16 protein-coding genes are annotated in these 16,334 nt (G+C 44.7%); 12 read left to right on the top strand and 4 right to left on the bottom strand.

Annotated features, from left to right (window positions below; all coding sequences use genetic code 11):
- Positions 1–69: 69 nt before the first annotated feature.
- Positions 70–207, bottom strand: coding sequence for a hypothetical protein (locus tag H6F73_RS18470; protein WP_190760245.1), 138 nt, complete (start codon positions 205–207; stop codon positions 70–72).
- A gap of 140 nt (positions 208–347) precedes the next feature.
- Between H6F73_RS18470 and H6F73_RS18465 the strand changes: the two genes are divergently transcribed.
- From H6F73_RS18465 to H6F73_RS18445, 5 genes are all read left to right on the top strand, one after another.
- Positions 348–539, top strand: a complete 192-nt coding sequence (locus tag H6F73_RS18465) for a DUF3285 domain-containing protein (protein ID WP_190760244.1) — start codon at positions 348–350, stop codon at positions 537–539.
- Between the two features lie 17 nt (positions 540–556).
- Positions 557–1,084 (top strand): rRNA maturation RNase YbeY, encoded by a 528-nt coding sequence (ybeY, locus tag H6F73_RS18460; RefSeq protein ID WP_190760243.1) that lies wholly within the window; start codon positions 557–559, stop codon positions 1,082–1,084.
- Between the two features lie 143 nt (positions 1,085–1,227).
- Positions 1,228–1,686, top strand: coding sequence for a diacylglycerol kinase family protein (locus H6F73_RS18455; RefSeq protein ID WP_190760616.1), 459 nt, complete (start codon positions 1,228–1,230; stop codon positions 1,684–1,686).
- 20 nt (positions 1,687–1,706) lie between these two features.
- Positions 1,707–2,297, top strand: coding sequence for an aminodeoxychorismate/anthranilate synthase component II (locus H6F73_RS18450; RefSeq protein ID WP_190760242.1), 591 nt, complete (start codon positions 1,707–1,709; stop codon positions 2,295–2,297).
- 113 nt (positions 2,298–2,410) lie between these two features.
- Positions 2,411–3,187, top strand: coding sequence for an MBL fold metallo-hydrolase (locus tag H6F73_RS18445; protein ID WP_190760615.1), 777 nt, complete (start codon positions 2,411–2,413; stop codon positions 3,185–3,187).
- 34 nt (positions 3,188–3,221) lie between these two features.
- Here the strand turns inward: H6F73_RS18445 and H6F73_RS18440 are convergent, their stop codons facing one another.
- Positions 3,222–4,427 (bottom strand): acyltransferase, encoded by a 1,206-nt coding sequence (locus H6F73_RS18440; RefSeq protein WP_347239566.1) that lies wholly within the window; start codon positions 4,425–4,427, stop codon positions 3,222–3,224.
- 6 nt (positions 4,428–4,433) lie between these two features.
- Positions 4,434–5,702: an acyltransferase gene (locus tag H6F73_RS18435; RefSeq protein WP_190760241.1), complete on the bottom strand. Its 1,269-nt coding sequence runs from the start codon at positions 5,700–5,702 to the stop codon at positions 4,434–4,436.
- A 125-nt stretch (positions 5,703–5,827) separates the two neighbouring features.
- Between H6F73_RS18435 and H6F73_RS18430 the strand changes: the two genes are divergently transcribed.
- The 7 genes from H6F73_RS18430 (at position 5,828) to H6F73_RS18400 (ending at position 15,726) form a co-directional block, all read left to right on the top strand.
- Positions 5,828–7,114 (top strand): aminopeptidase P N-terminal domain-containing protein, encoded by a 1,287-nt coding sequence (locus H6F73_RS18430; RefSeq protein WP_190760240.1) that lies wholly within the window; start codon positions 5,828–5,830, stop codon positions 7,112–7,114.
- Between the two features lie 135 nt (positions 7,115–7,249).
- Complete coding sequence (locus tag H6F73_RS18425) at positions 7,250–7,918, top strand: hypothetical protein (RefSeq protein WP_190760239.1); 669 nt, start codon at positions 7,250–7,252, stop codon at positions 7,916–7,918.
- Between the two features lie 142 nt (positions 7,919–8,060).
- Entirely contained in the window at positions 8,061–9,992 is a 1,932-nt protein-coding gene (locus tag H6F73_RS18420; protein ID WP_190760238.1) for a DUF3352 domain-containing protein, read from the top strand.
- 197 nt (positions 9,993–10,189) lie between these two features.
- Positions 10,190–11,368, top strand: coding sequence for a M20 family metallopeptidase (locus tag H6F73_RS18415; RefSeq protein WP_190760237.1), 1,179 nt, complete (start codon positions 10,190–10,192; stop codon positions 11,366–11,368).
- Positions 11,369–11,485: 117 nt separating this feature from the next.
- Entirely contained in the window at positions 11,486–11,857 is a 372-nt protein-coding gene (locus H6F73_RS18410; RefSeq protein ID WP_190760236.1) for a hypothetical protein, read from the top strand.
- Between the two features lie 2 nt (positions 11,858–11,859).
- Positions 11,860–12,318 (top strand): PIN domain-containing protein, encoded by a 459-nt coding sequence (locus tag H6F73_RS18405; protein WP_190760235.1) that lies wholly within the window; start codon positions 11,860–11,862, stop codon positions 12,316–12,318.
- Positions 12,319–12,594: 276 nt separating this feature from the next.
- On the top strand, positions 12,595–15,726 hold the full coding sequence (locus H6F73_RS18400; RefSeq protein WP_190760234.1) for an NACHT domain-containing protein: 3,132 nt from the start codon (positions 12,595–12,597) through the stop codon (positions 15,724–15,726).
- Between the two features lie 469 nt (positions 15,727–16,195).
- On the opposite strand, the gene H6F73_RS18395 is transcribed toward H6F73_RS18400, so the two are convergent.
- Positions 16,196–16,315, bottom strand: a complete 120-nt coding sequence (locus tag H6F73_RS18395; protein WP_190674544.1) for a photosystem II reaction center protein J — start codon at positions 16,313–16,315, stop codon at positions 16,196–16,198.
- Positions 16,316–16,334: the final 19 nt, after the last annotated feature.

The raw sequence follows: 16,334 nt of genomic DNA, 5'->3' as shown, positions 1-16,334 counted from the left end.
ACTCGGTTATTTTTAACAGATTTTGATAAATATCCCAAATTAAAACAACACGCTTGTTGCTCCGCTCGATCAGTTGCTCAACTGTGCGATTGCGGGTGAGTTATAGTCGGGCGAGCACTGCAACAAGGCTTTAGAAACGATCCCAACCGGCAGCCCCAAGCCGCCGGCCTGTACTATTTGAGGAGCGAGCGCAAGTGCTGCCGGCATACTCTTTAAGAATTGAGCAAATTGGCAACTCTTTGCCAGATAACTTGTTAGATTTATAAGGTAGTTTTGTCAGTTTATCTTTACAATTAAAGCGATTTCCAGCGGGAATAGCTGAATTTAAACCCTAAAGACACATCCCTATGAGCCAACCCTCTTCACCGTCCCCAACTTCTGAGCAGCCGGTCTTAGAACAAAATGCACAAAAAGATAGTTATGTCAAGCTAGCAATGCGAAACATGGTGCGTAAGCGCGGCACCTCTGTGAAGCATTTTGTGATGACCAGTGCCGGCCTATTGGCTGTCTTGGTTGGTTTGGCTTACCTGACTCGTTAATAACAAAGCGAGGCGGCATGGGAAGCGTAGAATTTGAAGTCAGTGTGCAGGATTATTTCTATGGCGATGACCCGTCAGCCAGCCCGATTAGCGAGGAAACCTGGCAGGATTGGTTCTGCGATTGGTTAGAAATCTTGCACCCGGATATGCCGGCGGCACCGGCTTATGAACTAAGCTTGCGCCTGAGTGACGACGCTGAAATCCAAAGCCTCAACGCTCAGTACCGGCATCGAGATCAAGCCACAGATGTTTTAGCGTTTGCGGCATTGGAGGTAGAATGTCCTCAAGCAGCTATGGTAATTGAGGAGCTGCCCTTATATTTGGGTGATATCGTCATTTCTGTCGATACGGCAAGCCGGCAAGCCCAACAGCAGGGGCACAGCTTAAAAACCGAGCTGGCATGGCTGGCTGCCCACGGTCTTCTGCATCTTTTGGGCTGGGATCACCCAGACGAAGAAAGTTTAACTGAAATGTTAAACCAGCAAGCAACTTTACTGCAGAAAATAGGTCTTATCACTGAAAGCGCAAAAGACGTTCAGTCCTAAGAGTGCAGGCGTACCAAACTTTCAATGAGTAATCCGTCGGAGGCGCGTTAAGCTTAATCGTTATGCAATTAAATGAACGGCCCATCTCATCCGCAACGGCCCACTCTATCTGCGATCAACCTTTACCTCCAACTCCCCTGCCTATGCCTCAAGATATTTCCACCCCGGCTGTCAACAAATCGAATCAGGTGGGGAAAATCAAGCGGGAATTGGCCTGGCGGGTTGCGCCGAACTTACTGATTAGTTTTAAATACGCCTGGGCCGGCCTTTATTACGCCTTCCGCACTCAACGCAACTTTCGCATCCATGTGATTATTGGCAGTTTGGCCATTGCTTTGGGGATTTTTTTAGATCGAAATGCAGTGGAAATGGCCGTGATTGGTCTAACAGTTGGGGCAGTCTTGGCAATGGAATTGTTAAATACTGCAATTGAATCGGTCGTTGACTTAACAGTTCAGCAGGCTTACCACGATCTCGCTAAAATAGCCAAAGACTGTGCGGCTGGGGCAGTGCTGGTTGCAGCATTTGCTGCCGTACTCGTGGCCGGCTCAATTTTGCTGCCGCCACTCATAGCCTTGGTTCAAGAATTAGCCATGAGCTAATTGCGAGAGGAGTGCAAGTTTTGATTATTGTCATTGATAACTACGATAGTTTTACCTACAACCTGGTGCAGTATCTTGGCGAAATCGGCATAGAGTTGCCGGTGGCTGCGGAAATTCAAGTTTATCGCAACGACCAAATTTCTGTAGAGGAAATTCGCAACTCTGGTGCTGCTGGAGTCGTTATTTCCCCTGGCCCAGGTCGCCCGGAAGATGCCGGGATTTCTCTAGAAACCATCGAACAGCTTGGCCCCACCATGCCGATTTTAGGCGTTTGCCTGGGTCATCAAAGCATCGGTCAAGTGTTTGGGGGCAACATTGTCTCTGCGCCAGAGTTAATGCATGGCAAAACCTCCCAGGTGACACACACCGGCGTCGGAGTTTTCCGGGGATTAGAAACACCCATGACCGCAACCCGGTATCATAGTTTGGTGATTGACCGGCCCAGTTGTCCAGATGTGCTGGAAATTACTGCTTGGGTGGATGATGGCACAATTATGGGTGTGCGACACCGGAACTATCCGCACATCGAGGGTGTCCAATTTCATCCAGAAAGTATTCTCACGAATGCCGGCAAACAGTTGTTGAGAAATTTCCTCGAACAGCTGTCATAATCATTGGTTATTTGTCATCAGTCATTTGTCATATAGTTATGATTCCCAACTGACAAACGACGAATGACAAATTAACCAACCACAAACTCACCCACGACAATTAGCAATTAATGATGAAGCGGCGACAGTTAATGCGCTATGCGCGGACAGGTTTTTTGGCGACGCTAGCAACTGGTTTAGCGTCTGGATTGCAAACCTATCAGGCTCAAACCAACGATACGCTTTCTGTCCAATGGCTGGGTCATACTTGCTTTTTGTTTACGAGTGCCGGTCAAAAGGTGTTAGTAAATCCCTTCCGCACTCAAGGTTGCACGGCAGGATATCGTCCGCCTACTGTTGCTTCTGATCTAGTATTAATTAGCTCTCAGCTATTAGATGAAGGGGCAACCGAACAATTACCTGGAAACCCTCGCCTGCTGTATGAATCGGGGGTTTATCAACTCAATGGTAACCAAGTTCAAGGCATTCAAACCCCTCATGATCGCGAGGGTGGCCGACGATTTGGTACGAATACGGCTTGGCGCTGGACTCAAGGAGGAATCAATATTTTACACTTGGGAGGCGCAGCGTCACCGATCAGTGTAGAGCAAAAAATCCTCTTGGCACGCCCCGATTTACTGTTTCTGCCGGTGGGGGGTGGGCCTAAAGCTTATACGCCTCAAGAAGCTAGACAGGCGATGCTGGCGCTGAATCCTAAAATGGTAATTCCTACCCATTATCGCACCCAAGCGGCTGATGCGAATAGTTGCGATCTTGTGGCTATAGAAGAATTTTTAAGCTTGATGAATGAAGCTTCAATTCGCCGAATTAGCAGCGATACGATGACCATCAGTTCTGCGGATTTACCGGCAACTGGGTCGGTGATTTCAGTTTTAAGTTATAACTTTTAGGCAAGTCTAAAAGAATGGCCGGCATCGGTGAGATTTAAGACTTTTTATAAGTTTTGAATTTAACTGCCGGAATTTCAACAAAGTAATAAGTGACAGTGGCGAGCAATCCTGAAGCGATCAGGGTTGCTCCCAATCTTTTAAAATAGGCTTCTAGGGGAATTTCGGACGTAAAAATCGGGTTGAAATTGGCAATAATGGGAAGATGCCACAGATAAACCCCATAAGATAAGTTTCCAAAAACTTCAAATACTCTCAAGGGATTTCTCAAGCAAGCTTTGAATGAAAGCTTTTCATTGCGATAAAATTCTTGATAATTTGCACCAGATTCAAAGGCAAAGATAAAAAAAGATGTCAGCGAGGCGCTTAGAGCCGGCGCAATAAATAATAAAAGTTTTTGGTTATAATATTTGCAATAAGCGGTGGATACATAAAGCAGAACCATCAGAATGACTGCGATTGGGATTTTGATGGTTTTTAAATTCCTTCTGAAATCCACTTTTTCTGAAAAATTTTGAGCAATTTTTTCACTATAAATTAAAGCATTAATGAAAAATCCACACAAAAATGAATCTAAGTTCGTTACTAATGGCGTGTAAATATATCTAACAAAATCAGCAGATTGAGCTTCTGGTGTTTGAGATTGAGCAACGATAATTATCCAAATGGCATATCTTAAACAAAAAGATAAAACAAGCGTTATGAAAATACTCACTAATACTTTGTTTTGGCTGATTAAGCGATGTTTGAAATAAGTAAAGATAAACGGAATAATTAAATAAAATTGAACTTCAGTGGACAAAGACCAAAACGCACCGTTAAAGGTTATGGGTAAAGCTTGATTGTAAGTAAAGGTGCAAATTCTAACTAAATAACCCCAACTTTCATGTTTTAAAAGTTCTGGATAAACAAACAAAATTAAAATGAATACGGTAAAATAATAAAGTGGAAAAATTCTCAGCACTCGGTTGCGGAAAAACTTAATTAATCCTGGCGTATCTGTTGAGTAACGATCCGTGTAAAAGGCTTTACCCATCAGATATCCTGACAGACAAAAGAAAATCCGAACCGCCACGCCGCCGGCACTGAACATTAGCCAGCTTAGATCATAATTTTGATAAAATATTGAGGATCTGGGCGGATCGCAGTGGGCGATGACAACCATTAAGCAGGCAACCCCTCGCAGCGAAAGCAGCGCATCTAAGCGGTTGGAGGTTTTTTTGCTTGGGTTAGAGAAACTCACTATTTTTTAAGGTTTTTTGTAAGTTTTCAGTCTGCCGGCAGGAATTTCTACGAGATAGTAGGTGACGGCTGCAAGTACGGTGGATAAAATCAGTGTTGCCGTTAATCTTGAATAAAAGGCTTCTATGGGAATCTCTGAGGTAAAAATAGGGGCGATATTTTTATTAATGGGCGTATGCCAGATATAAACGCCGTAGGATAAATGACCAAAAATTTCTAAAATTCTTAAGGGGTTTTTCAGGCAAGCATAAAATGAAAGTTTTTCATTGTTTTGATATGCCAAGTAAGAATTCCCAGATTCAAAGGCATAAATGAAGAAAGCGGTAAGAACAGCCGTTAAAACCGGCAACACAAAAAAGAAGGTAGAAGTTCTAATTCCACCACCTCTCCCTGGCAGCCTCCAAAGTTCTTGAAAGTAAATATGATGGGCGGTAAATAAATAGAGAAAGCTCATTAACCCAATGGCAATCGTTTTTAAAGGTAATCGATCTAACCTCAGTTTTTTCCTCAACTTAGGCAAAATTAATAAATTGGAACCGGCTTGCCTCTGAGAGTAAATCCAGGCATTGACTAGAAACCCTAATAAAAAAACATCTAAGTTAGCTAGAACTGGATTGTAAGTATATTTATAATAATAAAAACTTTTAGTTTGCAGCGGTTCTTTCAAAGCAACCCAAACACCCAGCCTCAAAAAGAATGCTAGAGCAATAATTGCACCGGCAGCCAGCAGAATTTGCTTTTTATTTAGTAAACGATATCTGAGTAAGTTATAAATAAAAGGCACAATCAGATAAAACTGCACTTCTGAGGAAATTGCCCAGAAAGTAATATTAAAGTCTGCCGGCGGTAAAACTTGGTTATAAGTAAAGGTTAAAATTCTGACCAGAGAACCCCAATTTTCTAATTTAAGAATGACTGGGTAAACAAAAATACATGAAATTAAAAGTGCAAAATAATAAAGCGGACAAATTCTCAGCAGCCGGTTACGCCAAAAGCTCAACACTCCAGCAACATCTGTGGTATAACGCTCTGTATAAAAAACTTTCCCCATCAAGTACCCAGAAATCCCAAAAAAAATCCAAACCGCTACAATTCCGTGACTAAATAACAGCCAACTAAAATCATAGTTTTTATAAACAATGGCATTTCTAGGCGCAGCACAATGAAAAACCACAATCGCTAAACAAGCAAAACCTCGAAGCGCTTGAAGTGCATCTAAGTGATTAGAGTTATTTTGAAATTGTGCGGCAGAGGGTGCTGCTACGGGTTGCGCCATTAGGAAATTTGTAAAGAAAGGGAAACTAAAATTTTATCAAGCAGTGGTAATTTTTTAATGCCTTATCTTATTTAGGGCTATCCAAAGGTTAAGATATCACAAGAAGTTGAAAAATATGAGTCGTTATGCAAGCAGAATACCGGCAGCGTCGTGAGCAGTTGATGGCGAAGATAGGCACCGGCACCGCAATCTTTCGCAGTGCACCAACCGCCGTGATGCACAATGATGTGGAATATGTTTACCGGCAGGAAAGTGATTTTTTCTATTTAACAGGGTTTAATGAACCGGAAGCGATTGCAGTTTTAGCCCCCCATCACGAAGAACACAAGTTTGTGCTATTCGTCCAACCCAAAGATCCGGAGAAAGAAGTCTGGACAGGATATCGTGCCGGTGTCGAAGGCGCAAAAGAACTTTATGGTGCTGATGAGGCATTTTCCATTGCAGAATTAGAGGAAAAACTGCCTCAGTATATACAAAATGCAGACAAAATTTATTATCGTTTAGGGCGAGATCGCGGTTTTAATGAAACAATTCTTAAACACTGGCAGCGCTTGATGGCGATGTATCCTAAGCGCGGTAAAGGGCCAATTGCGATTGAAGATACCAGCCCGATTTTACACGCAATGCGGCAGATTAAAAGCCCTGCAGAATTAGATTTGATGCGGAAAGCTGCAGTAATCTCGATTGAAGCGCATAACTATGCACGAGAAATTGCGAAACCGGGACGCTATGAATACGAAATTCAGGCAGAAATGGAACACATTTTTCGCTTGCGCGGTGGCAACGGGCCGGCTTATCCCTCAATTGTTGCATCGGGAGAAAATGCGTGTGTTCTGCATTATATCGAAAATAACCGGCAGCTACAAGAGAACGATTTACTGCTAATCGATGCCGGCTGCGCTTATGGTTATTACAACGCCGATATTACCCGCACATTTCCAGTTAGCGGCAAATTTACACCCGAACAAAAGGCGATTTATGAGATTGTCTTAGAAGCGCAATCGCAAGCAATGGAGCAAGTTAAACCGGGAAATCCTTGGAACCAAATGCACGATGCAGCCGTGCGAGTGATCGTAGAAGGATTGATGGAATTAGGATTACTGGATGGCGATATAGAGGAAATTATCAAAGAGGAGAAATACAAACCCTTTTATATGCACCGCACAGGACACTGGTTAGGGTTAGATGTTCATGATGCCGGTGTTTACCAGCATGGGGAACAGGCGCAAATATTGCAACCCGGACAAGTGCTGACAGTTGAACCGGGAATTTATATCAACCCGAATATCAAACCGGCAGAAGGACAACCTGAAGTTGAGAGCCGGTGGCGCGGCATTGGTATTCGCATCGAAGATGATGTTTTAGTAACATCAAATGGGCAGGAAAATTTAACTGCCGGCGTGCCAAAGTAAAAATCTTAGCTCACCGACAGGTTGAGCTAAAGTTAAGTTTGATGGGTGCCTGTCCTGCCACAGCCGCCATTTTCTTTGCGTCTGGGCTTCATGCCAGTTTCATCGTTTATTTTTGGTTGATTTCACCCTGCAAAGATGCTCAAAAAGATTTCCCTGCCGGCACTGTTGTTGCTGCTGCTAGTCGCTTGTCGCCAACCGCCTTATCGTACCAAAGACCTTGGACCGGCAGCACCACCACCCCAACTGCCCGATATCCAGTGTCAAGGACAACTCCCCGAAGCGCTCAAAGAGAAGACAGAAAATTATCGGCTAGCGCAAGAAGCCGACTTTGTACCGTCAATTCGTGAGTATGACGAACAAACCGAAAGGAATTTTACCTGTAGCATCTTCACGGCTGACTTTAACAATGATGGAGCCAGAGAATACGCCCTGTTGCTCGTCGATCCTAAAACATCAAACTTTCGGTTTGAGCTGTTGGTAAATCGAGGCACCGGCAAGTTTGGCACCGCAGTCGTCAAAACCTTCCAACCGGCAACCAAATTAGAGGAAGGCGTCGTTTACACCTCCATGAACTTCAAGCCGGCAGGAGAAAGTGGCCCAGCCCAGCGAGAATATTTTCCCCTCAAAGCTGGAACACCCGAAAGAAAAAGCTTTGAAGCACAACCGGCAATAGAATTATGGCGGGCGCTAGATCCTACTGAAAATGGCCTGCCAAAAAATTTAGAAGTCAGCACCCTTGCGTACTGTTCGGATATTTTTTATTTTGTGAATGGGAAACTAGAAAGAACCAGCGTTTGCGATTGATATTTGTAAAAACAAAATCCATAGTTACTGGTGTAACAAAGCATTCGGTGAGAAATTTTTGCGCTTAAAGCAGTTATGATTTCCCGAATGCTTTCCCCATACAACCCATCCCCAGTTTTCACTCATCGGGAGAGTACAGACTGTGTTACAGCGCATTGCATTACCCCTGCTTTCCGTTCTGGCAATTGTCCCCACCGCAGCCCTCGCTCAACCGGCAACCCTCGAAGCACCCGCTATCCCTGCGCCGGCGGTAACCAAAGTCTTGCCGGCGGATATTGCCGGCGTGCTGCTACTCAATACCACCAAAGACAACTGGGGCACCTTAAATCGATTTAATCCCCTGCCCTTCGAGCTTTCTGGGCCAGGTTTTTTACCCTTTTTGCCGGCAGGCACTAACTTTTTCGCAGATGTCCAACCTTGGGTGGGCGAATGGGCAGCAGTCGCACTGATGATCCCCCAACCGCCAGCAGAAGGACAATTGCCCAATTTTGCCGACAGCACCTTAACCGTTGCGCCGGTGGTTGATGTGGAAGGCGTCAATGCATACGTGGCGAAAGTTAGAGAAACTCAGGGAGAACCCCCGATTGAGCGACAGCACAATGGCATTACAATTTTAGAGTGGCCGGCACAAGAAGCCCCTGTTTTAGAGGAGCCGGTACAAGAACCCGTCCCCACAGAATCACCGGAACCCCTGCCGCAAGAACAATCGCCACCGGCAACGAACCCACCGCAATCCTTATCGTTCTTCAGTCGATTTTTACCTAGCAGTAGTTTACCCCTGCCTTTAGCGCGATTTCTGCCGGCGCAAAACCAGCAAATCGCAGTCGGAAGTGAGCCGGTGGAAGTCCCAGTCCCCCCAACGCCTATCCCTGCACCGCCTGGGAGAGCCGGTATAGCCATTGCCGTCTTACCCGGATATTTCGCAACATCCACAAGCGGCAAAGCCATCGAACAATTTATCGATTCTCAAGCCGGTATCAAACCCCTCGCGGAAGCCGCAAAGTTTCAGCGCACCCTCAAGCACCCGCAGTTTTCAACCTCATTAATGGTGGGATATAGCAATATCGCCGCCGCCGTCCAGATTGTCCCCACCATCAGCCTTCCAACACCCCCAGAGGGAACTCCCCCAGTGCCTCTGCCTTCAGGCGAATTCTACACAGCATTGCTAAAAAATTTAGCAGAAACTTACGACACTTTAGAAGGCTTTGTTTGGGTGCAACCCGAAGGAATTCGCGCTCAATCTGCTGCTTATTACACCACACCCAAGCTAGAGAATGCCACAGAACTCACACTCAATGGCGATGGAATTCTGGCAAAATTACCCGCCTCCACTTATATGTCAAGCAGCAGCCGCAATTTCCAAAAGCAGTGGAGCAGGATGGTAAAGCTATATGGTGAAGAAGGACAATCATTTCTAGATATATTCAGAAACGGCATCCGCAATGCGACTGGGCTAGATCTCGAAGAAGATATTATTTCTTGGATGGATGGAGAATTCTCCCTGTTTTCCTTTCCCACAACCCAAGGATTATTTCCCCAAGCATTACCAGGGTTCAAGCTAGGAATGGGATTAATGGTACAAACCAGCGATCGCCCAGCCGCCGAGAGAATGTTAAACCGGCTGGAAGAATCTGTAACAACATCATCAGGTGGCAACGTCAGCATTACCCGTCGGGAGGGATCGTCCCCCCTCACCAGTTGGGAATCACCCATGCCAGGAAAAGCACCTCAAAGCTTTTTTGCTTATCGCTGGACAGATGACAACACCCTCATCCTCACCACCGGCAGCGGCCCGATGAGCTTGCTAACTCCCGAACCCAGCCAGCCTCTCGCCAACGCCTACATCTTCCAAACTGCCACACAATCTTTCCCACGTCCGAATGAAGGCTACTTTTATCTCAACTGGGGCGCTACACTTTCATTTATCTATACGTTCTTTCCGCTTGACGACAGCGACGCATCCCGCTTTATCAAACAAGGTTTAGGAATGATCCGCAGCTTCAGTGCTAGCAATTCCGCCACCCCAGAAAAAGAACAGTCAGATATTTTACTCGTCATAGCGCCGGCGAAGTGAGTGCTGAGTGCTCAGTGCTGAATCTGCGCTTATCATCTGCGTTTATCTGCGTGCATCTGCGGTTAATAAATCAATATAAATCTACTTATCCTGCCAGACTTATAGATGCCGTCATCCCATCCGGCAACCGCGATGGGTAGCCGAATTATGAGTTAAACCGTTAAACTCATAACTCAAAACTCCACAGTTAAATAAAAATGCTCCCACAAATTAAAGACTTAGCAAAAACCTTAGCGCCTCGCCTCATTGAAATTCGGCGTCACATCCATTCTCATCCAGAATTAAGTGGCCAAGAATACCAGACAGCCGCTTATGTTGCCGGCGTACTCTCTTCCTGCGGCATCCATGTGCGCGAAGCTGTGGGGAAAACCGGCGTGGTTGGGGAACTGCAAGGTGAGGGCACAGATAGCCGGCTGCTAGCGATTCGCACAGATATGGACGCTTTGCCGATTATCGAACGCACCGGCTTAGATTATGCCTCTCGCCAGTCGGGAATTATGCACGCCTGTGGTCACGATGTGCATACAACCGTTGGGCTAGGAACGGCAATGGTGCTCTCTCAGCTAGGAATTCATCTGCCAGGAACCGTGCGCTTTTTATTTCAGCCGGCAGAAGAAATTGCCCAAGGTGCCGAGTGGATGGTGAAAGATGGCGTGATGGAAAACGTCACCAGTATTTTCAGCCTGCACGTTTTTCCCTCAATTCCTGCCGGTTCAGTAGGAATTCGGCATGGCGCATTGACAGCAGCCGCCGATGATATTGAACTCATTATTATCGGCGAATCTGGGCACGGGGCGCGTCCCCATGAGGCGGTTGACGCGATTTGGATTGCTTCGCAAGTAATTACCACTTTGCAGCAAGCCATTAGCCGCACCCAAAATCCTTTGCGCCCTTTGGTGTTAACCATTGGCCAAATTTCCGGAGGCAGAGCACCGAATGTGATTGCCGATCAGGTGAAATTGCTGGGAACCGTGCGATCGCTTCATCCAGAAACTCGCGCCGATTTGCCGGCGTGGATTGAGCGGATTGTCGCCAATGTTTGTAGTGCGTTTGGGGCACGCTATCAACTCAACTATAGGCGTGGAGTGCCTTCGGTACAAAACGATCCGATTCTGACTCAAATCGTGGAGTTAGCCGCCCTAGAGGCGTGGGGTTCCACTCACGTTCAAATTCTACCCGAACCCTCCCTCGGTGCCGAAGATTTTTCGATGTATTTGGAACACGCCCCAGGCACGATGTTTCGGTTGGGAGTCGGTTATCCAGATAAACATAATTATCCTTTACATCATCCCTTATTTGAAGTAGATGAATCGTCAATTGTCACCGGCGTTGTTACTTTAGCCTATGCTGTTTATAAATATTGGCAGCAGCATTAAAATTGGGCATGGGGCATGGGGCATGGGGCATGGGGCATTGGTTTAGCTACAACAGTGTTGATGAATTTTAATAGTTTTAGATAAAAATCCCTTAGTCAGACAGAGTTTATATGAGGCGTGACATCTGCCGATTATTTGGTAGCTGCTGGGGGTATTTTGTTGCTGACTTTGGGTGCCGGTGCTTTAATGGGATGGATCGCTAAGGTCGGAGGAACTATGGAAGCCTTGATCAAAGAAATTGTACAAAAGCTCCACTCTTTACCCAAAGTTAAGATTCTGGAGGTTCTAGATTTTGTTGAATTCTTGGCTTGGAACAAAGAGCGTTTAAATTTACAACAATTAGAAGATGATGCGGTTCAAGGAGATGAAGCGTTTGAAGCGCTGGCTGATCATTTGGCTGATGAATTTAAAAGGTACGCTGGAGATATTGTACCTGTTTTATCAGACGATGCTGTTAGTCGAGCGGGAATCTATGAGGAGCATCCCTGAGTGTGGTTTACTTAATAGATACAAACATACTATTGCGATTTGCAGATCGCTCTCATCCTCTCTATCCTTCAATTAGAACTGCCATCCGAAAGTTTCGTCAAGACGGACACAAGCTACAAGTCACGTCTCAAAATTGCGTTGAGTTTTGGAATGTTGCAACTCGTCCTATGGCGAAAAATGGATTTGGATTAACTCCTTCTAATGCCGAACGACTGTTGCAGTTAATTGAACGGCTTTTTCCTGTGTTGCCTGATAGTTCCAAGGTTTATGAGGAATGGCGTAGGCTAGTTGTTATATTTGGTGTTTCAGGAGTTCAAGTTCACGATGCTCGGCTAGTTGCATCAATGAAAGTTAATGCTATTTCGCATATTCTTACGTTGAATGTAGAGGACTTTAAACGATACATCTCTGAAGGAATCGTAGCAGTTTCACCAGAAAGTGCCGGCGAGACAACCACTTAACAACACTTTAGAGCGGAAGGATCGGGAGATATTGGCTAGGTTTTAAGAAGGGTTTGCACTTGGGATGCCGGCAGATGCTTTGCGGTGGGTGACTAGCGCTTTTGGGGAAGTTTGCTGGGAATTTGATGAAGTAGAATTAGGATAGTCTTGCGAATGTACGAGGTAAAGGCGATCACTAGGGATTACTTGAAAATTATCATGGCTGCTTTAGCTCTTGTTTCGGCGGCTAATGCGGCGGATGGGAGCAACACTTTTTAGATTATTTAAACACTTCTCATGCAAAAAATTAAAGTATCTTTACCAAGTATCTCTGTCACCGCCCTTAATGCTTTGATGTGTTGGGGGATTAACCAGTTTCCGGGAAAATCTGACCTAAATGTTGATCTTAATATAGTTTTGGTTGTAACGATCATATCAATTATTCTCATTGGGGTTGTTAGCAGTCAATCAAGTAACTCATCTTCTTCTGCCGAAACAAATAATCTTCCTTGGTTAGTGGGTTTATTACCGATGATCGGGAGTTTTGTATTGTTTGGCTTACTCAAAAGTAGTTATTTACCTACAAAATTAATTCAATATGTCGGCATCGCTTCTTTATTCCTATTTGTTGCAGGTACTATTTTACCAGTATTCATAATATTTTTTGATGCTTGGCGGGGTAATCAATCAACGCCATCAGAAAAAGTGGTGAAAGACTCGCGCCGAGTTTTACTAAAGGAAATGGAAAGGGAAGTAGCGAAACGGTTAAAAGATAATCTCCATGATCAAACTCGAATTGACTTGATAAAAGAAGATCAACCACAAGCTGTTAACCGAACAGAGCCATTAAAAAAGCAATCAAAACTTCAGGATAAACCAAGATTTAATTTATTATCATTTTTTGGAAAACCTAAGACGGAAGTACCAGAAAATGAAAAAGTTATTAATATTTTTAAGCGCCCTGACATCGACGGCAGACTGTTAATTTTGGGAGAACCTGGTTCCGGCAAAACTACGACTTTATTAGAATTGGCTGAGGAGTTATTGGCTGAGGCTAAACAACCTGAGAATAAAACTATTCCGTTTCTATTTGAACTTTCTAACTGGAAAGACGATAAGTTATCTATTGCAGATTGGTTGGCGGCTGACTTAAAAAATCGGTTCAATATATCTGAAAATGAAACTAAAAATTGGCTGGAAGCGGGTCAGTTATTGCCGCTGCTGGATGGTTTAGATGAATTGGGCTTAGTTCGGCAAACTCAGTGTATTACTAAGATTGATCAATGTTTACAAGAGTATCCAGATTTACAAGTTGCGGTTTGTTGCCGGGTGCAAGAATATCAAACGGGTGAGTCAAAACTTCAGAAATTAGGCTGGGCAATTTGCATACAGCCGTTGACAGATGCCCAAATTGAAAATTACTTGAAAGAACTGCAACGCGCCGATTTATGGTCATCCGTTAAAAGTGACCCGGAAGGTTTATTGACATTAGCAAGAGTTCCCCTATTACTGCATTTAATTCCCATTGCTTATCCAGAAGGATCTTTACAGGTAAATTCAGGGAGACAGCGACCCAATCAACAATATTTAGAAGAAAGCCGCAATCAATTATTTGCGGCATATATTGATAAAAAATTAAAAGAAAAGCCTCATAGTCGCTATTCGGATAAAGATACTAAACGGTGGTTGCAGTGGTTAGCACGAAAACTGAGAGAACGCAAGGAAACTGAGTTTCTCCTGGAAAAAATGCAGCCAGATTTACTCGAATCGCCCAAATACAAACTACTTTATCGGCTGATTGGAGGGCTGATTTTTGGGTTGATTGGAGGGCTAATTTTTGGGCTGATTGTTGGGCTGATTGGAGGGCTGATTGGAGGGCTGATTTTTGGGCTGATTGTTGGGCTGATTTTTGGGCTAGAGCAAAAAATAGAACCTGCGGAAACGATTAGCTGGAACACTCAAAAATTTACTAAAAATCTTATTGGAGGGCTGATTGGAGGGCTGATTGTAGGGCTGATTGGAGGGCTGATTTTCGGGCTAATTAGAAATCTGATGATATGGTTGATTTTTGGGCTGATGATAGGGCTGATTGGAGGGCTGATTGGAGATGAAATAAGAGTTAGGAATCAACCCAATCAAGGCATAATTGAATCAGCAAAAAGTGCCGTATTTTTGAGTTTAGTTACATTTCCTTTCACTGTGTTGTTATTGTCGTTAAGCAACCTGATAAGATTCCAGATAGCTTGGAGTTTACCTTTAATCACCGGCTTTAGTTATGCGCTATTTTTCGGCATTCTTCTAGGGGGTGGCCGTGCTGTTATTGAACACTACACCTTACGGTTTTTATTATGGCGTAGTGGCGCTATTGCCCTCAATTACGTTGACTTTCTTAGCTACGCAGCAGAACGTCGTCTCATCCAACAAGTGGGGGGGCGCTATCGCTTTATTCACGACTTACTGCGCGAACATTTAGCCGGCGGACAACCTTGGCGATGTACCTCTACTCTCACGGATCATGCTGATATTGTAATTGACGTTGCCCTCAGTCCCGATGGCAAAACGATTGCTAGCGCCAGCTATGACAAAACCGTGAAACTGTGGCGTTTATCGGCTGATGGTCAAGCCTCTCTAATCCGGACTTACACAGAACACGCTGCCCCTGTAGGTTGCGTTGCCTTCACTCCCGACAGTCAAACGCTCGTCAGTGGTAGCGATGACAGTACCCTAAAAATTTGGGATATCAAGACGGGGAAATGCGACACGCTGCCGGGGCACTCAGACAAAGTTTGGTGTGTGGCGATTACTGCGGACGGCACAGACCTAGCAAGTGGCAGTCGAGATGGGGTTGTGAAAATTTGGGATCTACCTAAACGGCAGTTAATTCGCAGTATTTCCGCACATTCATTAGGAGTGCCTGGTTTAGCTTTTACTCCTGATGGTCAAATTTTGGTTAGCGGTAGTAGCGATAGAAGTATTAAAGTTTGGGAAACAGCTACAGGTCAACTGCTTCAGACTCTTGCACCTAATTTAACCAAGTTGTGGCAATGGTTCATCATTAGGTTTTGGTATTCATCAGCAGTCTATAGCATTGCTATTAATCCTAATGGTAAAACCCTGGTAAGCAGTAGTGCAGGAGAAGCGGTTGAATTTTGGGATTTAGACACAGGTAAACGCCTTCGCACCCTGCCAGTACATTTCAAGCGTCAATGGCAGGTTGCTCTTAGTCCAGACTGGCAAATTATCGCAGGTATCGGAGAAAATGGAGCGATGCGATTACATCACTTTCCTGCGGGTAAGTTAAGTTGTGTACTCAACGAACATTCTGCCGATGTAACGTCTATTGCTTTTAGTCAAGATGGGCAGTTTATCGTCAGTGGGAGTGAGGATAAAACGATTAAAATTTGGCAGCGAGTTCCTCTCCCCAATTAAACGAGAGTTGTTTAAGTGATCTAAGCATTTGCTCAAAATCCAGAATCAATCGCAAAGGTCTACCGCTATTCCTATCCTGATGACTCATCTATAGCAATTCTAAAGGGAGCATCTCATTTTTGAAAATTTTTAGTAGTGCCGGCATATTGCAGGCTTGCTGTAATCTTAGGGAGCAAGATGCTCCCACTCCCATGTTTTTGCAAATATGAGATGCACCGGCTTAAGATGCCGGCATCTTGCCTGCTAGAAATACATTGACTCAGCAATGCCTCAGCACCCATTAGATTTTCCTAAATATGAAAAAGCCGCCTAGCTAACTTTAGATAGGCGGTTCTTTTACAATCGCTCAGTGATTAGTAACAGAAAAAACTGACTATTTTAAGGCCGGTGAGAGCGGTTAGTCTTTCCTCGCAGACAGACCAACTCTCTCGATCGCACCCGTCCTTATTCACTAAACAAAAACGAAATACTACAAAGAGGAACCTAATCCAGCGTAGGCACCGTAGAAGAAAATACCTACAATCGTAATCACACCCAGGCCGGCGACCGTTGCGACAACCCACAAAGGAATTCTGCCACTTTCAGACACAGCTTTTACCTCTCCATTA

The sequence above is a fragment of the Microcoleus sp. FACHB-68 genome, from assembly GCF_014695715.1.
GTDB lineage: Bacteria > Cyanobacteriota > Cyanobacteriia > Cyanobacteriales > Oscillatoriaceae > FACHB-68.
This window is presented reverse-complemented; position numbering and strand designations above follow the sequence as displayed.